The sequence below is a fragment of the Paracoccus isoporae genome, from assembly GCF_900101865.1.
Taxonomy (GTDB): Bacteria; Pseudomonadota; Alphaproteobacteria; order Rhodobacterales; family Rhodobacteraceae; genus Paracoccus; species Paracoccus isoporae.
Map to the genome: position 1 here is coordinate 39,815 of NZ_FNAH01000004.1, position 23,193 is coordinate 63,007.

Annotated in this window: 21 protein-coding genes; 11 read left to right on the plus strand and 10 right to left on the minus strand. The window is 67.1% G+C overall.

Going from position 1 to position 23,193, the window contains the following annotated elements:
- From BLT73_RS08085 to BLT73_RS08130, 10 genes are all read left to right on the plus strand, one after another.
- Positions 1-2,967 (plus strand): 2-oxoglutarate dehydrogenase E1 component, encoded by a 2,967-nt coding sequence (locus tag BLT73_RS08085; protein ID WP_090522686.1) that lies wholly within the window; start codon positions 1-3, stop codon positions 2,965-2,967.
- 3 nt (positions 2,968-2,970) lie between these two features.
- A complete protein-coding gene (gene odhB, locus BLT73_RS08090) occupies positions 2,971-4,593 on the plus strand; it encodes a 2-oxoglutarate dehydrogenase complex dihydrolipoyllysine-residue succinyltransferase (RefSeq protein WP_090522688.1) in 1,623 nt (540 codons plus the stop codon).
- A gap of 518 nt (positions 4,594-5,111) precedes the next feature.
- Positions 5,112-5,366, plus strand: a complete 255-nt coding sequence (locus tag BLT73_RS08095; protein WP_090522690.1) for a hypothetical protein — start codon at positions 5,112-5,114, stop codon at positions 5,364-5,366.
- A gap of 5 nt (positions 5,367-5,371) precedes the next feature.
- A complete protein-coding gene (locus BLT73_RS08100) occupies positions 5,372-5,761 on the plus strand; it encodes an MAPEG family protein (protein ID WP_090522692.1) in 390 nt (129 codons plus the stop codon).
- Between the two features lie 24 nt (positions 5,762-5,785).
- Complete coding sequence (locus BLT73_RS08105; protein WP_090522694.1) at positions 5,786-6,175, plus strand: MAPEG family protein; 390 nt, start codon at positions 5,786-5,788, stop codon at positions 6,173-6,175.
- 164 nt (positions 6,176-6,339) lie between these two features.
- Positions 6,340-7,734, plus strand: a complete 1,395-nt coding sequence (lpdA, locus tag BLT73_RS08110; protein WP_090522696.1) for a dihydrolipoyl dehydrogenase — start codon at positions 6,340-6,342, stop codon at positions 7,732-7,734.
- Positions 7,727-8,257, plus strand: coding sequence for a lytic transglycosylase domain-containing protein (locus BLT73_RS08115; RefSeq protein ID WP_090522698.1), 531 nt, complete (start codon positions 7,727-7,729; stop codon positions 8,255-8,257). The genes lpdA and BLT73_RS08115 overlap by 8 nt, the downstream gene beginning before the upstream one ends.
- Positions 8,257-9,282: a TAXI family TRAP transporter solute-binding subunit gene (locus tag BLT73_RS08120; RefSeq protein ID WP_090522700.1), complete on the plus strand. Its 1,026-nt coding sequence runs from the start codon at positions 8,257-8,259 to the stop codon at positions 9,280-9,282. The genes BLT73_RS08115 and BLT73_RS08120 overlap by 1 nt, the downstream gene beginning before the upstream one ends.
- A 70-nt stretch (positions 9,283-9,352) precedes the next feature.
- Positions 9,353-9,991: a bifunctional 4-hydroxy-2-oxoglutarate aldolase/2-dehydro-3-deoxy-phosphogluconate aldolase gene (gene eda, locus BLT73_RS08125; RefSeq protein WP_090522702.1), complete on the plus strand. Its 639-nt coding sequence runs from the start codon at positions 9,353-9,355 to the stop codon at positions 9,989-9,991.
- A gap of 49 nt (positions 9,992-10,040) precedes the next feature.
- Positions 10,041-11,237 (plus strand): MFS transporter, encoded by a 1,197-nt coding sequence (locus tag BLT73_RS08130; protein ID WP_090523098.1) that lies wholly within the window; start codon positions 10,041-10,043, stop codon positions 11,235-11,237.
- 220 nt (positions 11,238-11,457) lie between these two features.
- Here the strand turns inward: BLT73_RS08130 and pgi are convergent, their stop codons facing one another.
- The 5 genes from pgi to BLT73_RS08155 form a co-directional block, all read right to left on the minus strand.
- Positions 11,458-13,071, minus strand: coding sequence for a glucose-6-phosphate isomerase (gene pgi / locus BLT73_RS08135; protein WP_090522704.1), 1,614 nt, complete (start codon positions 13,069-13,071; stop codon positions 11,458-11,460).
- Positions 13,061-13,735, minus strand: coding sequence for a 6-phosphogluconolactonase (gene pgl / locus BLT73_RS08140; RefSeq protein WP_090522705.1), 675 nt, complete (start codon positions 13,733-13,735; stop codon positions 13,061-13,063). Before pgl ends, pgi begins: the two co-directional genes overlap by 11 nt.
- Positions 13,732-15,180 (minus strand): glucose-6-phosphate dehydrogenase, encoded by a 1,449-nt coding sequence (gene zwf, locus BLT73_RS08145; protein ID WP_090523099.1) that lies wholly within the window; start codon positions 15,178-15,180, stop codon positions 13,732-13,734. The genes pgl and zwf overlap by 4 nt, the downstream gene beginning before the upstream one ends.
- 65 nt (positions 15,181-15,245) lie before the next feature.
- The gene (locus BLT73_RS08150; RefSeq protein WP_090522707.1) at positions 15,246-15,788 is read right to left on the minus strand and encodes an RSP_2648 family PIN domain-containing protein; all 543 of its coding nucleotides are present in this window, start codon (positions 15,786-15,788) and stop codon (positions 15,246-15,248) included.
- Positions 15,788-16,981 (minus strand): RSP_2647 family RNA methyltransferase, encoded by a 1,194-nt coding sequence (locus BLT73_RS08155; protein ID WP_090522710.1) that lies wholly within the window; start codon positions 16,979-16,981, stop codon positions 15,788-15,790. The genes BLT73_RS08150 and BLT73_RS08155 overlap by 1 nt, the downstream gene beginning before the upstream one ends.
- A gap of 155 nt (positions 16,982-17,136) precedes the next feature.
- On the opposite strand from BLT73_RS08155, the gene edd reads away from it, so the two are divergent.
- Positions 17,137-18,939, plus strand: coding sequence for a phosphogluconate dehydratase (gene edd, locus BLT73_RS08160; RefSeq protein ID WP_090522712.1), 1,803 nt, complete (start codon positions 17,137-17,139; stop codon positions 18,937-18,939).
- Positions 18,940-19,084: 145 nt separating this feature from the next.
- Here the strand turns inward: edd and BLT73_RS17005 are convergent, their stop codons facing one another.
- The 5 genes from BLT73_RS17005 to hisD form a co-directional block, all read right to left on the minus strand.
- The gene (locus BLT73_RS17005; protein WP_143025648.1) at positions 19,085-19,429 is read right to left on the minus strand and encodes a DUF4440 domain-containing protein; all 345 of its coding nucleotides are present in this window, start codon (positions 19,427-19,429) and stop codon (positions 19,085-19,087) included.
- Between the two features lie 262 nt (positions 19,430-19,691).
- On the minus strand, positions 19,692-20,897 hold the full coding sequence (locus BLT73_RS08165; protein WP_090522714.1) for an acetyl-CoA C-acyltransferase: 1,206 nt from the start codon (positions 20,895-20,897) through the stop codon (positions 19,692-19,694).
- Positions 20,898-20,936: 39 nt separating this feature from the next.
- Positions 20,937-21,395 (minus strand): arsenate-mycothiol transferase ArsC, encoded by a 459-nt coding sequence (locus BLT73_RS08170; protein WP_090522716.1) that lies wholly within the window; start codon positions 21,393-21,395, stop codon positions 20,937-20,939.
- Positions 21,396-21,398: 3 nt separating this feature from the next.
- Complete coding sequence (locus tag BLT73_RS08175; protein WP_090522718.1) at positions 21,399-21,878, minus strand: UPF0262 family protein; 480 nt, start codon at positions 21,876-21,878, stop codon at positions 21,399-21,401.
- Complete coding sequence (hisD, locus tag BLT73_RS08180) at positions 21,875-23,188, minus strand: histidinol dehydrogenase (protein ID WP_090522720.1); 1,314 nt, start codon at positions 23,186-23,188, stop codon at positions 21,875-21,877. Before hisD ends, BLT73_RS08175 begins: the two co-directional genes overlap by 4 nt.
- Positions 23,189-23,193: the final 5 nt, after the last annotated feature.

Genomic DNA, 23,193 nt, shown 5'->3' on the forward strand with positions numbered 1-23,193 from the left:
ATGAACGACCACCCCAAGAACGCCGATTTCCACGAATCCTCCTTTCTTCAGGGCCACAACGCGGAATATGTCGAACAGCTCTACGGGCAATGGGCGCGCGACCCCCATGCCGTGGACGAGGCCTGGGACCGCTATTTCGCGGCATTGGGCGACAGCGCCGATGACGCCGTGGCCGAGGCCGAGGGGCCGAGCTGGAAGCGCGCCGACTGGCCGCCGGTCGAGAATGGAGAGATCACCGCCGCGTTGACCGGCGAATGGCCGATGGCCTCCAAGGAAGAGGCCAACGCCGCGATGGAGAAGATCGCCGCCAAGGCCGCCGAGAAGGGCAAGGAGATCGGCCCCGACGCCATGCGCCAGGCGGTGCTGGATTCGATCCGCGCGCTGATGCTGATCCGCGCCTTCCGCATCCGGGGCCATCTGCACGCCCAGCTCGACCCGCTGGGGCTGCGCGAAGTCCCCGATCACGGCGAATTGCTGCCCGAAACCTACGGCTTCAAGGCCGGCGACATGGACCGCCCGATCTTCATCGACAACGTGCTGGGGCTGGAAGTCGCCACGATCCGCCAGATCACCGAGCTGATGAAGCGCACCTATTGCGGCACCTTCGCGCTGCAATACATGCATATCTCCGATCCCGAGGAAGCCGCCTGGCTAAAGGAGCGGATCGAGGGCTACGGCAAGGAAATCGCCTTCACCCAGAACGGCCGCCGCGCGATCCTGAACAAGCTGGTCGAGGCCGAGGGATTCGAGAAGTTCCTGCATGTGAAATACATGGGCACCAAGCGCTTCGGCCTCGATGGCGGCGAATCGCTGATCCCGGCGATGGAACAGATCATCAAGCGCGGCGGCGCGCTCGGCGTGAAGGAAATCGTCATCGGCATGCCCCACCGGGGCCGCCTGTCGGTGCTGGCCAATGTGCTGGCCAAACCCTATCGCGCGATCTTCCACGAATTCCAGGGCGGCAGCTTCAAGCCCGAAGACGTGGATGGCTCGGGCGATGTGAAATACCATCTCGGCGCGTCCTCGGACCGTGAATTCGACGACAACAGCGTGCATTTGTCGCTGACCGCCAACCCCTCGCATCTGGAGGCGGTGAACCCGGTCGTGCTGGGCAAGGTCCGCGCCAAGCAGGACCAGCACCAGGACCGAACCCACCGCACCGCGGTCCTGCCGATCCTGCTGCATGGCGACGCGGCCTTCGCCGGTCAGGGCATCGTCGCGGAATGCCTGCAGCTTTCGGGCATTCGCGGCCACCGCACCGGCGGCACCATCCATATCATCGTGAACAACCAGATCGGGTTCACCACCGCCCCCGCCTTCAGCCGCACCTCGCCCTATCCGACCGACATCGCGCTGATGGTCGAGGCGCCGATCTTCCACGTCAATGGCGACGACCCGGAGGCGGTGGTCCACGCCGCCAAGGTCGCGACCGAGTTCCGCCAGAAATTCCACAAGGACGTGGTCATCGACATCTTCTGCTATCGCCGCTTCGGCCATAACGAAGGCGACGAGCCGATGTTCACCAACCCGGCCATGTACAAGAAGATCAAGTCGCAGAAGACCACGCTGCAACTCTATACCGACCGGCTGGTCGCTGACGGGCTGATCCCCGAAGGCGAGATCGAGGACATGAAATCCGCCTTCCAGGCCCATTTGGCCGAGGAGTTCGAGATCGGCAAGAACTTCAAGCCGAACAAGGCCGACTGGCTGGACGGCAAATGGACCGGCATGGGCCGCGAGGGCGAGGAGTATATCCGCGGCGAAACCGGCATCCCGTCCGAAGCGATGGAGGAGATCGGCCGCGCCCTGACCACCGCGCCCGACGACATCAACCTGCACAAGACGGTCGGCCGGCTGATCGAGGGCAAGAAGAAGATGTTCGAGACCGGCAAGGGCTTCGACTGGGCCACGGCCGAGGCGCTGGCGTTCGGCTCGCTGCTGCTCGAAGGCCACCCGGTGCGGCTGACCGGGCAGGATTCGACCCGCGGCACGTTCAGCCACCGCCACTCGGCCTTCGTCGATCAGGTCAACGAGCAGCGCTACTACCCGCTCAACCATATCCGCGAAGGCCAGGCCCGCTACGAGGTGCATGATTCCATGCTGTCGGAATATGCGGTGCTGGGGTTTGAATACGGCTATTCGCTGGCCGAACCCAACACGCTGACCATGTGGGAGGCGCAGTTCGGCGATTTCGCGAATGGCGCGCAGATCATGTTCGACCAGTTCATCTCCTCAGGCGAGAAGAAATGGCTGCGCATGTCGGGCCTGGTGATGCTGCTGCCGCATGGCTATGAAGGCCAGGGGCCGGAACACTCCTCCGCCCGGCTGGAACGCTTCCTGCAGATGTGCGCCGAGGAGAACTGGATCGTCGCGAACTGCTCGACCCCGGCCAATTTCTTCCACATCCTGCGCCGCCAGCTCCATCGCGGCTTCCGCAAGCCGCTGGTCATCATGACGCCCAAATCGCTGCTGCGGCACCCGCTGGCGGTGTCGGATGCCGATGAATTCCTCACCGGCTCGACCTTCCACCGCGTCCTGCCCGACGATGCCGAACGCGGGCGGTCGGACACGAAGCTGGTGGCGGATGACAAGATCCGCCGCGTCGTGCTCTGCTCGGGCAAGGTCTATTACGATCTGCTCAAGGAACGCGACGAGCGTGGCATCGACGACATCTACCTGATGCGTCTGGAACAGTTCTACCCGTTCCCGGCCCAGTCGATGACCAAGGATCTCGGCCGGTTCAAGAAGGCCGAGATCGTCTGGTGCCAGGAAGAACCCAAGAACCAGGGCGCGTGGAGCTTCGTAGAGCCCAATCTCGAATGGGTGCTCGACAAGATCGGCGGCACCGCCAGCCGCGCCCGCTATATCGGCCGTCACGCCGCCGCCTCGGTGGCCACCGGCCTCGCCTCACGTCACAAAGCTGAACAGGAAGCGCTCGTGAACGACGCGCTGACCATGGAAGGATAAATCATGGCGACCGAAGTCCGCGTGCCCACCCTGGGCGAATCCGTCACCGAGGCGACCGTCGCCACCTGGTTCAAGAAACCGGGCGACAGCGTCGCGGTGGATGAAATGCTGTGCGAGCTGGAAACCGACAAGGTCACGGTGGAGGTGCCCGCCCCCGCCGCCGGCGTGCTGGCCGAAATTGTCGCCGCCGAAGGCGAAACCGTCGGCGTCGATGCGCTGCTGGCCCAGATCGACGAATCCGGCAAGGGGGCTGCGTCGGGTGACGGCGGCAAGGACGACGCGGCGCCGGACGACGACGCCCCCGCCAGGGACGCCCCGGCGCAGGATGCGCCCGCCAAGACATCGCAGGAAGGACAGAAGAAGATGAGCGGTAAGTCGATTGAGGTGATGGTGCCGTCGCTCGGGGAATCGGTCTCCGAAGCCACCGTCGCCACCTGGTTCAAGCATGTCGGCGACGAGGTCGCGGCCGACGAGATGCTGTGCGAACTGGAAACCGACAAGGTCTCGGTCGAGGTGCCCGCCCCCGCCGCGGGCGTGCTGGCCGAGATCCTGGCCGAGGAAGGCACCACCGTCGATGCCAAGGCCCAGCTTGCGGTCATCACCCAAGGGGCCGCGGGCGGCACATCCGCCGGAAAATCCGCGCCCGAGCCGGAAGCGGCCGGCGACGGCGATGACGACGATGCGGGCGATGTCGGCTCCCCCGGTGCCGGGCCCGAGGAAACCAGGCCGCGCGAGGATGTCGAGGATGCGCCCTCGGCCAAGAAGGCGATGGCGGAAAAGAACATCAGCCGCGATCAGGTCACGGGCTCCGGCAAGGATGGCCGGGTGATGAAGGAGGATGTGGCCAAGGCGAAATCCGGCGGCGGCACGTCCGGCGGCGAGAGCAAGGCCCCGGCCAAGAAGGCGCCGGCCGCCTCCGATCAGGCGGGCCGCGAGGAACGCGTCAAGATGACCCGCCTGCGCCAGACCATCGCGCGCCGCCTGAAGGACGCGCAGAACACCGCCGCCATGCTGACCACCTATAACGAGGCGGATATGAAGGCGGTCATGGATCTGCGCAGCGAGTACAAGGACCAGTTCGAGAAGAAGCACGGCGTCAAGCTGGGCTTCATGTCGTTCTTCGTCAAAGCCTGCTGCCACGCGCTCCAGGAAGTCCCCGAGGTGAATGCCGAGATCGACGGGACCGAGGTGGTCTACAAGCATTACGTCAATATGGGCGTGGCCGTGGGCACGCCCCAGGGTCTCGTCGTGCCGGTGGTCAAGGATGCCGACCAGAAAAGCTTCGCCGCGATCGAGAAGGAGATCGGAGAGCTGGGCAAGAAGGGCCGCGACGGCAAGCTGACCATGGCCGAGATGCAGGGCGGCACCTTCACCATCTCGAATGGCGGCGTCTATGGCTCGCTCATGTCCTCGCCGATCCTCAACCCGCCGCAATCGGGCATTCTGGGGATGCACAAGATCCAGGAGCGCCCGATGGTGGTGGGCGGCGAAATCGTCATCCGCCCGATGATGTATCTGGCGCTCAGCTACGACCACCGCATCGTCGACGGCAAGGGCGCCGTGACCTTCCTGGTGCGGGTGAAAGAGGCGCTCGAGGATCCGCGCCGCCTGCTGATGGATCTGTGATCCGCCACCGCTGACGACTCAACGCAAGGCCCGGCCGCATCGCGCGCCGGGCCTTTTCATGTCGTGCGGCGCGGCGTCAGCCTGTGGCGATCCGCGACGACCCGTCGCACCACCTGCCCCTTCCCCTCGCGACGCGTCATAACCACCCGGCATCCCGTCCCAGCTTGGGGTGTGAAAGGCGGCATCCCGATATGCACGCCCTGTGTACAGGCTGTGTACGCGCGGTGCACACCCTGTGCCCGCCCCTTCGCCAGCCATGGCAGGCCGCACGCCGCGCCGCCCTGGCCGCGCCGCAACCCCCTGCGCACGCCCCTGTTGCAGCATAAGCGCAGCGCATATCCCCGCGCCCGCTGCGCCGCCACGTCACCCGCCCCGCGCGGCCCGTCTCACGCAACCGAAAACCGCCCCGCATCGTTGACTGGACAGAACCGGGGCTGCCGCGCAATCTGGCCCTGCCGCCAGCCACGATCAGCGGCCCGAACCCGCGGCCACGCCGACCAGATCACGAGGGGAACGCCATGCAGATGCTCATCAACTACACGATCTCGGACTACGCCAAGTTCAAATCCGCCTTCGACGCCGACAACGAGGACCGCCGCAATAATGGCCTGTCCCTGCTGCAACTCTGGCGCGAGGATGGCAGCTCGGCCTGGGCGCTGTTCGACCTGCACGACGCCAAGAAGGCCCGCGATTACCTCGACGGCGCGGCCGGCGCCTTCAACTCGCAGGCCGGCGTCAGCGCGGTCAGCGCCCACACGCTGGAAACCGCCTGATGACCATGACCGCCGAACTCTCCGCACTGGCTGTGGCGGCGCTGATCCAGGCCGTCCAGTTTGCGCTGTTCGCGGTGCGCGCCAATCTGGAACTGGGGCCCCGCGTGACCATGGGCCCGCGCGACCGCCCGATCGAGCTGTCGCCGCTCACCGGGCGGCTGAAACGCGCCATGGACAATCATTTCGAGGGGCTGGCCTTCTTCACCATCGCGGTGATCGTGGTGACGCTCGGCGGCGCGGCCTCCGCGCTGACGGCCTTCTGCGCCTGGCTCTACGTGGCGGCGCGGGTGCTCTACGTGCCAGCCTATGCCTTCGGGTGGTCGCCCTGGCGCAGCGTGATCTGGATGGTGGGGTTTGCGGCGACGCTGCTGATGATCCTTGTGGCTCTGTTCTGAGGCTGCGCTGATGAAAGGACGACCATGAGCCCCGAACTGAACGTGCTGGCCCTCGCGGCGCTGTTCCAGGCCATCCAGATCGGCCTTGCCGGCGCCGCGCTGAACCGCGATGTCGGCTTGGACTGGAACACCGGCCCCCGCGACCGCCAGCCGGATTTCTCGCCGCTGACCGGGCGTCTGCGCCGCGCCGTGGATAATCATTTCGAGGCGCTGTGTTTTCTGACCATCGCCGTTCTGCTGGTCGAAACGACCGGCCAGAACAGCGCGCTGACCGCCATCTGCGCCTGGCTCTATCTGCTGGCGCGGCTGCTTTATATCCCGGCCTATGCCTTCGGCTGGACGCCCTGGCGCACGGTGATCTGGGCGGCTGGGTTTGCCGCGACGCTGCTGATGATCCTGGCCGCGCTGTTCTGAGCGGCCGACGCGTCAGGCCCGCGCACGGGGTCCGGTCACAACCCGATGGATCCCGCCCGTTGCGCGTATTTTGCGGGTGAAACCGCCGTCCGGCTTGTGTAAGCACGTGCATGAACGCCCCGCGCCGCAGGACGGGCCGGGGTCAGGATCTGAAGGAGACCCGAATGTCCAGCTACGACCTCATCGTCATCGGTGCCGGCCCCGGCGGCTATGTCTGCGCCATCCGCGCCGCCCAGCTCGGTCTGAAGGTCGCCTGTGTCGAGGGGCGCGAGACGCTCGGCGGGACCTGCCTGAATGTCGGCTGCATCCCCTCCAAGGCGCTGCTCCATGCCAGCCACATGTATCACGAGGCGGCGCATAACTTCACCAGGATGGGGCTGATGGGCGACCGGCCCAGCATCGATTGGACGGTGATGCAGGGCTACAAGGCCGAGACGGTCGAGACCAACACAAAGGGCATCGAGTTCCTGTTCAAGAAGAACAAGATCGACTGGATCAAGGGCTGGGCCGAGATCACCGCACCCGGCAAGGTCAAGGTGGGTGACGACACGCATGAGGCGAAGAACATCGTCATCGCGACTGGCTCCGAACCCGCGCCGCTGAAGGGCGTGGAGGTCGACAATGCCAGCGGCGTCATCGTCGATTCCACCGGCGCGCTGACACTGCCGGGCGTGCCCGAAAGCATGGTCGTGATCGGTGCCGGCGTGATCGGGCTGGAGCTGGGATCGGTCTATGCGCGGCTCGGGACGAAGGTGACGGTGATCGAATATCTCGACGCGATCACGCCGGGCATGGATGCCGAAGTGCAGAAACAGTTCCAGAAGATCCTCAAGAAACAGGGGATGGAGTTCGTCATGGGCGCGGCGGTGCAATCCGCCACCGCCAAGCGCGGCAAGGCCACGCTGAGCTACAAGCTGCGCAAGGATGACAGCGAGAAGGAGATGTCCGCCGATGTCGTGCTGCTGGCCACCGGGCGGCGGCCCTATGTCGAGGGGCTGGGCCTCGACAAGCTCGGCGTCGAGATGACCGAACGCGGCCAAGTCAAGATCGACGATCACTGGCAGACGAATGTGAAAGGCATCTACGCCATCGGCGACGCGGTGCCGGGCCTCATGCTGGCCCACAAGGCCGAGGACGAAGGCATGGCCGCCGCCGAGGTCATCGCCGGCAAGTCGGGCCACGTGAACTACAACGTCATCCCCGGCGTCATCTACACCTCGCCCGAAGTCGCGAATGTCGGCCTGACCGAAGCCGCCGCGAAAGAGACCGGGCGCAAGATCAAGACCGCGAAATTCCCCTTCATGGGCAATGCCCGCGCCAAGGCGATGTTCCAGGGCGACGGCTTCGTGAAGATGGTGGTGGATGCGGACACCGACCGGGTCCTGGGCTGCCACATCATCGGGCCCAACGCGGGCGAGATGATCCATGAGGTCTGCGTGGCCATGGAGTTCGGCGCCTCGGCCGAGGACATCGCGCTGACCTGCCACGCCCATCCCACCACCTCGGAGGCGGTGCGCGAGGCGGCGCTCGCCTGCGGAGACGGCGCGATCCATGTCTGACACTTGCGCGTCCTCCCGGCCCACCGGCGGCGCGACCGCGGCGCGGCTGTCGCGGCGCGGCGCGCTGCTGGGGCTGGGTCTGACGGGCCTGCTCGCCGCCTGCGGGCGGCGCGGCGGCGGCGAGCGGATGCCCGACGGGGCGCGGCCGGACGGGCTCTATCCCGGCGAGACGCCGGCGATGCGGCGCAAGATCAATTACTGGGCGCGCCAGCACGGCATCCCGGCCTCGCTGCTGCACCGGGTCATTCAGCGCGAATCCGACTACCGCGCGGGGGCGCGCAACGGGCCCTATTACGGGCTGATGCAGATCCTGCCGCAGACGGCGCGGACCATGGGCTATCGCGGCCCGGCCTCGGGGCTCCTGGATGCCGACACCAACCTGAAATATGCCGGGCGCTATCTGCGCGGGGCCTGGATCGTGTCGGGCGGCAACGAGGCGGAGGCGGTGAAATGGTATGCGCGCGGCTATTACTACGAGGCCAAGCGCAAGGGGCTGCTGAAAGAAACGGGGCTTCGGACCTGATGGGCTGGCTGGCGCGGCTGATGGTCTGTCTGGCGCTGCTGGCGCTTGCGCCCGTCCCCGCCGCCGCGCAGGACGAGGCGCAGCGTCGCGCCGAGCTGAGCTTTTTCCGCATCGCCAACGGCTCCACCGCCGGCACCTACTATCCGATCGGGGGCATCATCGCGGCGGCAATCTCCAACCCGCCGGGCGGGCCGGATTGCGCCGAGGGCGGCGATTGCGGCGTGCCGGGTCTGCTGGCCTCCGCCGTGTCGTCGGCCGGGTCGGTCGAGAATGTCGAGGCGGTCGGCCGGGGCAGCATCGAATCCGGCTTCGCGCAGGCCGATGTGGCCTTCTGGGCGCAGACCGGCACCGGCAATTTCTCCGGCCTGCCGCCGATCCCCAATCTGCGCGCCATTGCGCGGCTTTACCCCGAGACGCTGCATCTCGTGGCACGGCGCGACGCCGGGATCCGCGCGCTCTCCGATCTGCGCGGCAAGCGCGTCTCGCTGGACGAGCCCGGCTCCGGCACGCTGGTCGATGCGCGGCTGGTGCTGGACGCGGCCGATATCCACGATCACGAGCTGAAACTGTCCCATCAGCCCGCCAGTCGCGCCGCCATCGCCCTGCGCAAGGGAGAGCTGGACGCGTTCTTCTTCGTCGGCGGCTATCCGGCCCCGGCGATCAGCCAGTTGGCGGGGCAAGCGGACATCACCCTGGTCCCGATCGCGGGCGAGGTCGCCGCGCGGCTGAGCGGGCCGAACAGTTTCTTCGTGCCCGACACCCTGCCCGCCCGGACCTATCGCGGGATCGAGGAGGACACGCCCACATTGTCGGTCGGCGCGCTGTGGATCACCTCTGCCGAGCAGCCGGCGGATCTGATCCACGCGATCACCCGCGTTCTGTGGAATGACAACACCATGCGCCAGCTCCGCTATGGCCACCCGATCGGGCGCCGCATCCTGCGCGAGGGCGCGCTTGACGGGGTGGCCATCCCGCTCCATCCCGGTGCGGCCCGCTATTACCGCGAGGCCGGGCTGCTGAAATAGCGCGCGCCACGCTTGCAAGCGCGGCGCATCCGGTTCAAGTTCGCGCTAACAGTTTCCAGGAGATGTCGCCATGATCCCCAAGACGCAGTCCGAACAGACCCGCAAGCTGTGCCAGCTGGCCCCGGTGGTGCCGGTGCTGGTGATCGAGGACGCGGCACGGGCCCGCCGTCTGGGCGAGGCGCTCGTCAGCGGCGGGCTGCCGGTGCTGGAGGTCACGCTGCGCACCGAGGCCGCGCTCGATGCGATCCGCGAAATGGCCGGGATCGAGGGCGGCCATGTCGGTGCCGGCACGGTGCTGACCCCCGAACAGGTTTACCGCGCCAAGGAGGCCGGAGCCGCCTTCGCCGTCGCGCCGGGCGCGACCGAGACGCTGATCCGCGCATGCGAAGACGCCTCGCTGCCGCTTCTGCCCGGCGCCGTCACCGCCTCCGAGGTGATGCAGGCGAGGGAATACGGCTATGACATGCTGAAATTCTTCCCCGCCGAAACCTCTGGCGGGGCACCGGCGCTCAAGGCGCTGTCCGCGCCCCTGCCCGGCGTCTCCTTCTGCCCGACGGGCGGGGTGACGCCGCAGAACGCCGCCGATTACCTGTCCTTGCCCAACGTGGTCTGCGTGGGATCGAGCTGGGTCGCGCCGGCGTCCGCGGTCAGTGATGGCGACTGGGACGGCATCGAAAGCCGCGCCCGCAGCGCCGCGATCCTGGGCTAGCACGGGTTTGGTCGGCCCCGCCCCCGGAACCGATCCCGGCGATCTGCCGATGCGCAGGGCATGGCGCAATGTGGCCGTGCTCGTCATCGCGCAGGCGCTGATGGGGGCGCAGATGCCGATGATCTTCACCGTCGGCGGGCTGGCGGGCCAGATGCTGTCGCCCAATCCCTGTCTCGCGACGCTGCCGATCTCGATGGTGGTGCTGGCCACGGCGCTGAGCGCGCGGCCGCTGGCGGGGTTCATGCAGCGACACGGGCGCCGCGCCGGATTCCAGGTCGGCGCGGTAAGCGGCGCGGTGGGGGCGGCGGTCTCGATGCTGGGGCTGTGGCAGGGCAGTTTCGTGATCTATCTGGCCGGGCATGTGCTGACCGGGGTCTACATGGCGTCGCAGGGGTTTTTCCGCTTCGCCGCCACCGACACAGCGCCGGATCATTTCGCGCCGCGCGCCATAAGTTTCGTGTTGGCCGGCGGGCTGGCCTCGGCCTTCGTGGCGCTCGGGCTGTTGCGCGTGACCGATGGCGGCTCGGCCATCCCGTTCCTGCTGAGCTATGCGGCGATCATCGGGCTGAACCTGGTCGGGTTCCTGGTGTTTTTCGCCCTCGACATCCCGCGCCCGCCTGCGCCCGAGGACGGGGCCGCAAAGACAAGGCGCAGCGCGATTGAGATCCTGCGCGATCCGCGCCTGCTGGTGCCGATGATCTGCGCGATGGTGTCCTATGCGCTGATGAACCTGGTGATGACCTCGACGCCGCTCGCCATGGTCGGCTGCGGGCTGGACCGCAGCCAGGCCGGAGATGTCGTGTTCGCGCATGTGCTGGCGATGTTCGTGCCGTCCTTCTTCACCGGGCATCTGATAAACCGCTTCGGCGCGGCGCTGATCGTCGGCACCGGGCTTGCCATTCTGGCCGCCGCCGGGGCGGTGGGGCTGAGCGGCGTTGCGCTCGGGCAGTTCTATGTCACGCTGATCCTGCTCGGCATCGGCTGGAATTTCGGCTTTATCGGTGCCACCACCATGCTGGCCCGCGCCCACGCGCCGGAGGAGCGGGGTCAGGTGCAGGGCATCAATGATCTGGTCGTGTTCGGCGGGGTGTTCATGGCTTCGCTGGCCTCGGGCGGGCTGATGAACTGCTCGGGTGCGCTGAGCGCGGAATCGGGCTGGGACGCGGTCAACATGGCGATGGCGCCGCTGCTGGTGCTGGCGGGGGGCGCGCTGATCTGGCTGCGGATGCGGCCGAAAGAAGCGTAGGTCTAGCAATCACCGCCGCGTACAGGCCGGCCCGGAGCAAGGGGCGTAGCCCCGCCGGGCCAGCGGCCGACCGCCCCACAGGGCGGCCGCTTCTTCGCCGGTCCGCGCTGAAGTTCTGTCACATGTGGCTGTACCATAAAGGCGCACAGCAAACCCTCAGCAGCGGCAGCCCGCGGTCGGCCGCTGGCCCTCTGTCTGGAGTGACGGGCTAGGTCTGCGCCTAGCCCCTCATCGCCAGAATATCCCGCGCCAATGCCAGGGTGGAGGCATCATGTCCCGGCGCGTCCTCGCCATCCAGAAGCGGCGCCACCTTCAGCGCCAGCTCCTTGCCCAGCTCCACCCCCCATTGATCGAAGCTGTTGATGCCGAGGATCACGCCCTCGACAAACACCCGATGCTCATAAAGTGCCACGATCTGGCCCAGCGTGTAGGGGGTGAGTTGCTCGATCAGCAGCGTGGTGGACGGTCGGTTGCCGGGGAACACGCGGTGGCTCGCCTGCCGCTCCAGCTCTTCTCCTTCCAGCCCCTTCTTGCGCATCAGATCGCGGGCAGTGTCCAGATCCCGGCCGCGCATCAGCGCCTCGGACTGGGCGAGGCAATTGGCCAGCAGAAGCCTGTGGTGGTGATCCAGCTCCGGCTCATGGCCCCGCGCGGCGGCGATGAATTCGCAGGGCACGATCTGGGTGCCCTGATGGATAAGCTGATAGAAGGCGTGCTGGCCATTCGTGCCCGGCTCGCCCCAGACGACGGGGCCGGATGGGCGGGTCAGCGCGGTGCCATCCATCGCCACGCGCTTGCCATTCGATTCCATCTCCAGTTGCTGAAGATAGGCGGGCAGCCGGGCAAGACGGTTGTCATAGGGCAGAACGGCGCGGGTCGGATAGCCGCAGATCTGGTGATGCCAGATCCCCACGAGCGCCAGCAGGACCGGCATATTCTCGGCCAGGGGCGCGTCGCGGAAATGCGCATCCATCGCCGCCGCGCCGCGCAGGAAGTCGCGGAAATGCTGCGGGCCGATGGCGATCATCAGCGACAGCCCGATCGGCCCCCACATCGAATAGCGCCCGCCGACCCAGTCCGCGAAGCCGAACACGCGGGACGGGTCGATCCCCCATTCCGCGGTCTTGTCCTCGGCCGAACACAGCGCCGCGAATTGCGCGGAGGGCTCGCGGATCGACTGCTTCATCCATGCCATCGCGGTTTCGGCATTGGTCATCGTCTCGATGGTGGTGAAGGTCTTGGACGCCACGATCACCAATGTCGTCGCGGGGTCGAGCCCGCCCAGCGTCTCGGCAATATCCGCGCCATCCACGTTGGAGACGAAATGTGTGCGCGGCCCGTCATGGAAGGGAGACAGCGCCAGCGTGGCCATGGCCGGGCCCAGATCCGAGCCGCCGATGCCGATATTGACCACATCGGTGATGCGCCCGCCCTGCCCCGCGAAACTGCCATCGCGGACCGCGTCTGCGAATCCCGCCATCCGGTCGAGCGTGGCCGACACATCGGCCGAGATCTCCTCGCCATCCACCACCAGCTTCCGATCCGGGTTGCGCAGGGCCGTATGCAGAACCGCGCGATCCTCGGTTTCGTTGATGCGGTCCCCGTCGAACATCGCGGCCCGGCGTTCGGGCAGATCGGCGGCCAGTTCGAGCAGCGCGGCGCGGCGCTCCGCGTCGATGCTGGTCTTGGAATAATCGAAGACCATCCCGTCCGCCGCGATGCGAAAGCCCGAGGCGCGGTCGGGATCGGCGTCGAACAGATCGGAGATGCGGCGCCCTTCGGCCGGGCGCAGCGTGTCGAGGCGGGTCCAGATCGGGTCGAGATTATTCGGCATAATGCACCGTGGCGTCGCGAAGGAAGAGGGAGATCGGGGCATCCGCCGGATCGGCCCCGATGGCGGTGTCGAGCGCGGCGCGCTTCTCGGCGCCCGCGATCATGATATGGGTGTGCAGCGCCGATTGCAGCGCCGGCGCAGTCAGGGTGATGCGCGGCTCGGCCCCGCCACCTGCCGCCATGACAGCGGGCGCGTCATGGGCCATCAGCCGGTCGAGACCCGGCGCATTCGGGAACAGGCTGGCAGTGTGCATATCGTCGCCCATGCCCAGCACCAGAACCGTGATCGGCAGATGCGCCTGCATCTTTTCCGCCAGATCCGGCGCGGCGACCTCGGGCGTCGCGGCGCCGGTATAGAGATCCAGATACTGCGCCGCCTCTGCCGGCCCGGTCAGCAGCGTCTGGCGCAGCATGGCAGAGTTGGAGCGAGGATGATCCCAGTCCACCCAGCGTTCGTCGTTCAGGAACACCGTCACATTGCCCCAGTCGAGCGGCAGGTCCGACAGCGCCCGGAACATGGCCGCAGGCGTCGAGCCGCCCGGCACGCACAGGCTGGTCGCCCCGATCGCATCGAGGTTCTGGCGCAGCTCCGTCGCGATGCGGTCGGCCAGCGACAGTGCCATCATCTCGCGGTCGGGATAGGTCACGATCTCGGGATGGCTCATGCGCGGATCTCCCTCCAGCGGCGATTGTCGCGATGCATCAGGCGCAGCGCCTCCTCCGGGCCGGATGAGCCTGCGTCATAGGGTTCCGGCCGGGCCTTGCTGCCGTCCCAGGCGGCGATGATCGGATCGGCCCAGGCCCAGGCCGCCTCGACCTCGTCGCCGCGCATGAACAGGGTCTGGTTGCCCCGGATCACATCCATGATGAGGCGTTCATAGGCATCGGGCATATCCACCCCCGCCGGGCCGAACGTGTCGGCAAAGGACATATCCAGCGGCACCTGCATGAGCCGCATCCCGCCTGGGCCGGGTTCCTTGATCATCACGGTCAGGTCCATCCCCTCATCAGGTTGCAGCTTGATGACGAGTTGATTGGCGCGCTGCGTGCCGCTGTCGTCGAAGATCGAATGCGGCGGTTCCTTGAAGGTGATGACGATCTCGCTGGTGCGCGCGCGCATCTTCTTGCCGGTGCGCAGATAGAAGGGCGTGCCCTGCCACCGCCAGTTGGAGATGCGGACCTTCAGCGCGACATAGCTTTCGGTGCGGCTCTCGGGATTTTCCGAATCCTCGACATAGCCCGGCTGGTCGCCATCGGCCTGATACTGGCCGCGCACGATCTCATCCTCGGCCACGGGTTCGAGCGCGCGGATGACCTTCAGCTTCTCGTCGCGCACGGCGTTCGGATCGAAGTGATAGGGCGGCTCCATCGCCGTCAGGCAGAGAAGCTGCATCAGGTGGTTCTGGACCATGTCGCGCATCGCGCCTGACTGGTCGTAATAGCCGCCGCGCCCGCCCACGCCCACCGTCTCGGCCACGGTGATCTGGACGTGATCGACATGCTGCGCGTTCCAGAGCGGCTCGAACAGGATATTGGCAAACCGCACCGCCATCAGGTTCTGGACGGTTTCCTTGCCCAGATAATGGTCGATCCGGTAGATCTGCCCTTCGTCGAAATGCTCCGCCAGCGTGGCATTCAGCGCACGCGCCGATTCCAGGTCGCGCCCGAAGGGTTTCTCGACCACGATGCGGCTGTTCTGATCGGCAATGTCATATTCCGACAGGCGCTGCGCCAGATCTCCGAACAGCGACGGCGCAACCGAGAAATAAAACGCCCGCACCACGCCGGGCCGCATCATGTCGCGCAGGCTGTCCCAGCCGCCCGTGCCCTTGGCGTCGATGGCGACATAGTGAAGCTGATCCAGAAATGCGTCGAGCTGGCTGCGATCGGCCTTGGCGTCGAACTCGTCGATCGCGGCGCGCACATCGTCGCGGAACCGCTGATCGGTCAGATCCGACCGCGCCGCGCCGATGACCCGTGCCTCCGGCGGCATCTGCCCGGCCAGGAAGCGGCGATACAGTCCGGGAAGGATCTTGCGCCGGGCCAGATCGCCCGTGGCGCCGAAAATCACCAGATCGAAATCCTCGACAGGAATAGTCCGAACGACCATGGGCACCTCCTTGGAATGAAGCTCTCCGTAACCGATGTTAGCGGTATCAGCAAGCAGTGCGCGCATCAACGGCTCAATGCCTTGCCGAGACGTGGCAGGCGGGCGCGTTTCATCAGCGCTCGCAGCTCCATCGCCCCGCCCAGCCGTTCGGCCTTGGCATGCGCGGTTGCAGCGGCGCGGGCGACGGGGTCGGGATCATGCGCCCAGAGATCGGTCAGAAACGCGTCCGGGTGCAGCGCGTGCAGTCCGGCGGCGGCCATGGCCGGGCGGGGGAAATCGCGCAGATTGAAGGTCACGATCTGCCCGGCGCCCGCCTGCAGCGCCGTGGCCACGACATGCCGGTCGGCCGGGTCGGGCAGATCGAGACCCGCGGCCGCATCCTCCGCCGCGTCCACCGCCGCACCCGGAAACCGGTCACGCAGCCGGGCCGCCTCGGCCCCGGCGATCTCGGCATCCACCGGACCCAGGCGGGCGGCCGCGCGGGTCCATTCGACCAGGATCCGCTCGGACCAGACGGGCCGATACAGACCCGCCGCCGCGACATCGCACAGGATCTCGCGCAGCACGGTCGGGAACAGCACGCAGGCATCCAGCACCGCCGCCCGCATCAGCCGTCCAGCCGAAAGAACAGCGCCTTGAGATAGCCGGTCTCGGCCAGTTGCGGCAGGGTCGGGTGATCGGGGCCCGCCTGCCCGGTATGGATCAGCTGGCCGCGCCGTCCGCTCCGGCCGATGCCGCGGGAAGAGACATTGCGGAAGCTGGTCAGATCGGCGGCGTGGGAACAGGAACACAGCCCCAGATAGCCGCCGGGCGCCACCAGCGGTGCCGCCAGCCTCGCCACCCGCTCATAGGCCCGCAGCCCTGCCTCAAGCGCGGGTTTCGCGGGCGCGAAGGCGGGCGGATCGCAGATCACCACATCGAACCGGGCACCCTCCGCAGCCAATGCTTCGAGCGCCGCGAACGCATCCTGCTGCCGCACCTCCAGCCGGTCCGCGACGCCCATCGCGCCCGCCCCCTGCTGCGCGAGATCAAGCGCCGGGGCGGAGCCATCGACCAGCGTGGCATGTTCGGCCCCCGCCCCCAGCATCGCCAGCCCGAACCCGCCGACATGGCTGAACACGTCGAGCACCCGCCCGGATGCCAGCCGCTGCGCAAAGGCGTGATTCGGCCGTTGATCGTAAAACAGCCCGGTCTTTTGCCCGCCCATCACATCGGCCATGTAGATGGTGCCGTTCATCGGCACCTGGATGGGTGCGGCCGGTGCCGTTCCGCACAGCACCTCCATCCGCTCGGCCAGACCTTCGAGACTGCGCGACCGGCCCTGCCCGTTCAGGATTACGGTGGAAATGTCGGCCTCCGCGCACAGCGCCGCCGCGATCTCGCCCGACATCGCGTCGGACCAGGCGGCGTTGGGCTGGATCACCGCGGTATCGCCGAAGCGGTCGATGATGAGGCCGGGCAGCCCGTCCGCCTCGGCATGGACGACACGATAGAACGGCACATCGAACAGCCGGTTGCGCAGCGCGAGCGCCCGGCGCAGCCGCGCCCGCAGCCAATCGCCGTCAATCTGCGCCTGCGGGTCGGCATCCATCACCCGCGCGATGATCTTTGAGGCCGGGTTGACTGTCACAAGGGCCAGCGGGCGCCGCTCGGCATCCTCCAGACAGGCGAAACTGCCCGGTGCGATGGTGCGGGTGCGCCGGTCCGTCACCACCTCGTCGGCGAAAACCCAGGGAAAACCGTGGCGGATGGCCTGCGGTTTCGACTTCGGTCGCAGGCGGATGACTGGTAGCGTGCTCATGCCGGGGGTTCCTCTCGATTAAGACGGATGTGACACGCCCCCCGCCCGACGACAAGACCGGGTGCCGCTTTCAGGTCCAGCCAGCATTGAATAGTTACCGCTAACAGACTAGACTCACCGAAAGCCGATTTGCGCCCCAGCCACGGGAGAGAGCCATGACATTGCACAGCACCATCGACCGCGTCACCGACCGGATCCGCGAAAGGTCCAGCAAGACCCGCTCCGCCTATCTGGACCGCATCGCCAAGGCGGCCGAGGAGGGGCCGCGCCGGGCGCATCTGTCCTGCGGCAACCAGGCCCATGCCTATGCGGGGATGGAGAACAAGGACGATCTGGCCGCCAGCCGAAAACCGAATATCGGCATTGTCACTGCCTATAACGACATGCTGTCAGCCCATAAGCCGTATGAACGCTTCCCCGAGCTGATTCGCGCCGCCGCCGCGCAGAACGGGGCAACGGCGCAGGTCGCGGGCGGCGTGCCCGCCATGTGCGACGGGGTCACGCAAGGCCGCGCCGGGATGGAGCTGTCGCTGTTTTCCCGCGACGTGATCGCGCTCGCCGCCGGGGTGGCGATGTCACATGACACATTCGATTCGGCGCTGTATCTGGGCGTCTGCGACAAGATCGTGCCGGGGCTGATCATCGCGGCGGGCAGCTTCGGGCATATCCCGAGCGTGTTCGTGCCGGCGGGGCCGATGCCCTCTGGCCTGCCCAATGACGAAAAATCGAAGGTCCGCCAGCAATTCGCCGCCGGAGAGGTCGGGCGCGACCGGCTGATGGAGGCCGAGATGGCCTCCTACCACTCCCCCGGCACCTGCACCTTCTACGGCACCGCGAACTCCAACCAGATGCTGATGGAGTTCATGGGGCTGCATCTGCCCGGCTCCAGCTTCGTCAATCCCGGCACCGAGATGCGCGACGCGCTGACCGGGGCGGCGGTGGAGCGCGCGGCCTCGATCACGAAACTCGGCAATGATTTCCTGCCGGTGGGCGAGGTGCTGGACGAACGCGCCTTCGTCAACGGCATTGTCGGGCTGATGGCCACCGGCGGCTCGACCAATCTGGTGCTGCATCTGCCGGCCATGGCGCGGGCGGCGGGGGTGCTGCTGGATATCGAGGATTTCAACGACATTTCGGACAACGTGCCGCTGATGGCCCGGGTCTATCCCAACGGGCTGGCCGATGTGAACCATTTCCACGCCGCGGGCGGGCTCGGCTACATGATCCGGCACCTGCTGGAGGCCGGGCTGCTGCACGAAGACGTCCGCACCATCGCGGGCGGCGGGCTGGACCGCTACACGACCGAGCCCAAGATGCGCGACGGCCGCGTGGTCTGGGAGGAGGGCAGCCGCGACTCGCAGAACGACAAGATCCTGCGCCCGGCCACCGACCCCTTCGCCAAGACCGGCGGGCTGAAACAGCTTGTCGGCAATCTCGGTCGCGGGGTCATCAAGGTCTCTGCCGTGGCACCCGAGCGCCATGTGATCGAGGCCCCGGCCCGCGTCTTCACCGATCAGGAGCAGGTCAAGGCGGCCTTCAAGGCGGGCGATTTCACCACTGACACCATCGTCGTCGTCCGCTTTCAGGGTCCGGCGGCCAACGGGATGCCCGAGCTGCATTCACTGACCCCGATCCTCTCGGTCTTGCAGGATCGCGGGCTGAAGGTGGCGCTTGTCACCGATGGCCGCATGTCGGGTGCCTCGGGCAAGGTGCCGGCGGCGATCCATATCGCGCCCGAGGCCGCCAATGGCGGACCCATCGCCAAGCTGCGCGACGGCGACATGGTGCGGCTGGATGCGGTGAATGGCGGCATCGAATGTCTTGCGGAGGATTTCGACAGCCGCGACTGCGCCACCCATGACCTGACCCCGAACCAGTTCGGCATGGGCCGCGAGATGTTCGGCGCCTTCCGGCGTGCGGCGAGCGATGCAACCGAGGGGGCCTGCGCGATCCTGTAGGCACGGATCGGAGCGCGGACCGTGGGAAGGCGTTGAGTTGCGTCGATGCCTCCTTGGGTCTTTGCAAGTGTCATGCCTGTTCGATGGCGGCTATGCGGGACAAAGCTGCCGTACGCACTTGGTGTAATCTTTGATGCAGAGCGCTCTATGCTTCTGGTGTTTGCTGGTGGGCTAGGAGGACCCAACTTCCCTCGCTCTTCACATATGTACTGGCGCACAGAGCGACGTAAGGATCGTCGTTCTCTCTTTGGCCGGTGGCCTTGTAGGCAAGCACAGCAGTATTGCCCGAGCCCGTCTCTGTTTTTTCCTCGAAATCAACGGATTGCCAACGCGGGCCTTGCTTCAAACCCTCAACAATTTGTTTTCCTGCAAGAATTCCGACCGGGGGCGGGAAGACCATTCGGGCATCCGATGCCAACGAGCTTTTGTAGAAATCCGGCCCGTCGAGCCAGAAGCGTTTTTCCATATCCCAAAGCGGTTCAAAGTCCATTTCTTGAGCCTCCTTGACGAACTAATAGCATGTTCATGCTACGAGCGCAGCATCCGGCACTTCGGGCTCCGAGCGGACACCGGCTCCGACACGCCCCCGCCCGGAACAGCCGGGCCAGCGAAGATATGCTGCTTCCGCGATAAGGCGCATCGCCCGGAACCTGGCGGCGCCATCCCACGGGCAGGCCCTTGCCCTCGCTGGCGGTTGAAACCGGGCTGAGATCCGTCATGCCGCGCGGCGGTCTGGCGCCACAAAGGCCGCGTCATCCCACCCGCTCGATCGCCACCGCCGTCGCCTCACCCCCGCCGATGCAGAGCGACGCCACGCCGCGCCGCAGATCATGGGTTTCAAGCGCCGCCAGCAGCGTCACCATCACCCGCGCCCCAGACGCGCCGATCGGATGGCCGAGCGCGCAGGCGCCGCCGTGGACGTTCACCCTGCCATGGGGCAGATCCAGATCGCGCATCGCGGCCATGGTCACCACGGCGAAGGCCTCGTTGATCTCGAACAGATCGACCTTTGCCAGATCCCAGCCGGTGCGCTCGGCCAGTCGTCGCATCGCACCGACCGGCGCGGTCGGGAACAGGCTGGGCTGGTCGGCGAAGGTCGCGTGACCGGCGATCACCGCGCGCGGGGTCAGGCCCTGCGCCTCGGCCTGGCTGCGCCGCATCAGCACCATCGCGGCCGCCCCGTCCGAAATGGACGAGCTGTTCGCCGCCGTCACCGTGCCGTCCTTGCGGAAGGCGGGTTTCAGCGTCGGGATCTTGTCCAGGTTTGCCTTGCCGGGCTGTTCGTCGATCTCCACCACCACGTCGCCCTTGCGGCCGGGCACGGTGACCGGGGTGATCTCGGACGCGAACTGCCCGCCCGTGATGGCGTTCTGCGCGCGGGTCAGTGATTCGATGGCGAATGCGTCCTGTTCCTCGCGGGTGAAGCCATAGCTCTGCGCGCAATCCTCGGCGAATGTGCCCATCAGCCGGCCCTTGTCATAGGCGTCCTCGAGCCCGTCGAGGAACATGTGATCCATCACCTGCCCATGCCCCATGCGCATCCCGCCCCGCGCTTTCGGCAGCAGATAGGGGGCCATCGACATGCTCTCCATCCCGCCTGCGACGGCGATATCCGCGCTGCCGGCCAGGATCAGGTCATGGACCAGCATCGCCGCCTTCATGCCCGAGCCGCACATCTTGTTGACCGTCGTCGCCCCCGCGCCGCGCGGCAGCCCCGCGCCAAGCGCCGCCTGCCGGGCGGGCGCCTGTCCCTGACCGGCGGGCAGCACGCAGCCCATGATGATTTCCTCGATCCGCTCGGGCGCGATCCCGCCGCGCTCCACCGCCGCGCGGATCGCGGCCGCCCCCAGATCGGCGGCCGGCACGGCGGCGAAATCGCCCTGGAACCCGCCCATCGGGGTGCGCGCGGCGCTGACGATCACCACCGGATCGGAGCTGTTGCTGGTTTCAGTGGACATGTGTTCCCTCCCTGACATGGCCGGATGGTCCCGGCCGTCCTAGTCCCTCGTCGGGCTGCCGAACCGCTCCAGAATGCGGCTGCGGATCTGCTCGCGCGTCTCGCGGTATTTCTGCAACACCGCCTCGCGCCCCTCGGCCAGCCCGGACGGGTCCATCACCGGCCAGTATTCGATTTCCAGATGCGCATGACGGGTCAGCTCGATCGCCTGGCGCTGCGAGGCGGGCGACAGCGCGATGACCAGATCGAAACTGCCCAGATCGTCGCCCCAGCTCTGCATCTCCTCGAAGCTGCGCGAGCGGTGGCGCGACAGCTCCACCCCGATCTCCTGGCAGACCGCCACCGCGAAGCCGTCGATCTCCAGATCGTTGCGCACCCCGGCGGACTGCACATAGGCGGCATGGCCGTAGAATTTCTTCATCATCCCTTCCGCCATGGGCGAACGGACGGCATTGTGATCGCAGCAGAACAGCACCGAATGGGGGATCTGCGCGGCCATGAATCAGGCCTGGGGAATCAGCGCGCAGATCAGCGTGAACAGGCGGCGCGAAGTGTCGCTGTCCACGTCCGCCTTGCCCTCCAGCCGCTCCTGCAGGGTTCGCGCACCCTCATTGTGGATGCCGCGCCGCGCCATGTCGATGGCCTCGATCTTGGCGGGCGGCAGGTTCTTCACCGCGTCGTAATAGCTGTCGCAGATCTGGAAGTAATCCTTGACCACCTGCCGGAACGGGCCGAGCGACAGGTGGAACTCGCCCACCTTCTCGCCGCCCTCGGTGGAGATGTCGAAGACCAGCCTGCCGTCTCGGATCGCCAGTTTCAGCGCATAGGGGCCGGGCGGGATCTCCTGCCCCTCGCGGCCGGGCAGCGCAAAGCTGTTCTCGTCGAGCAGGTCGTAGATCGCCACCTTGCGGTCCTGGGCAACTTCGGCCGAGGCGGCAGGGATGGCGCTGTCGTCAATCTCGATCTTCGAAATGCGGTTCATGTCCCGCTCCCTTCGTTCAGAGTTTGCAGCCGTGCGGCGACCGACTGGCCATGCGCCGCCAGACCTTCGGATGCCGCCAGCCTCACGGCGGCCGGGCCGATCCGGGCAAGCGCGCCGGGGGTCAGCCGGGCAAGCGTGGTGCGTTTCAGGAAATCCATCACCGACAGGCCCGAGGAGAACCGGGCCGAGCGCGCGGTGGGCAGCACATGGTTCGGCCCGCTGACATAATCGCCCACCGCCTCGGGCGTGTGCGCGCCCAGGAAGATCGCACCGGCATGGCGGGTCCGGGCGGCAAGCGCCTCCGGCTCGGCCACGCACAGTTCCAGATGTTCGGGCGCGATCCGGTCGGACAGCGCCGCCGCCTCCTCCAGATCCCGCGTCACGATCACGGCCCCGTAATCGCGCCAGCTCGCCCCGGCGATTTCCGCCCGGTCGAGCGTCGGGATCAGCCGCGCCACGGCCTGTTCTACCGCATCCGCCAGCCCCGCATCCGGGGTGATCAGGATCGATTGCGCATCCGCGTCATGTTCGGCCTGCGCCATCAGGTCGAGTGCCAGCCAGTCCGGGTTCTGATCGCCCTCCGCGATGATCAGCACCTCGGACGGCCCGGCGATCATGTCGATGCCCACCCGGCCAAAGACCTGCCGCTTGGCCGCGGCGACAAAGGCATTGCCCGGCCCGGTGATCTTGTCCACGGGCGCGATGGTTTCGGTGCCGTAGGCCATCGCGGCGATCGCCTGCGCCCCGCCCACGCGATAGATCTCGTCCACCCCGGCCAGTTCGCAGGCCAGCAACACCAGCGGATTGACCACGCCGTCGGGCGTCGGCACGCAGACCACCAGCCGCTCGACACCTGCCACCCGCGCGGGAATCGCATTCATCAGCACCGAGGACGGATAGCTCGCCTGCCCGCCCGGCACGTAAAGCCCGGCGGCGGTCACCGGCGTCCACCGCCAACCAAGCGTCGCGCCGGCCTCGTCCGTCCAGCTTTCGTCCTGCGGCATCTGACGAGCGTGATAGGCCCGGATCCGCTCTGCCGCGAGTTCGAGCGCCGCGCGATCCTCCGCCGGCACCCCGGCCACGACACGCGACATCTCCTTCGCCGGGATGCGCAGCGTCTCTGCCGTCAGATCCAGCCGGTCGAAGCGCGCGGTATAGTCGATCAGCGCCGCATCGCCCCGGTCCCGCACATCCGCGATGATCCCGGCCACCACATCGCCCACATCGGCCGAATCCTCGCGCTTGGCCGACAGCATCGCGGCAAAACCCGTCTCGAAATCGGCGGCAGAGGTGGTCAGTCTGATCGGCATGTGCG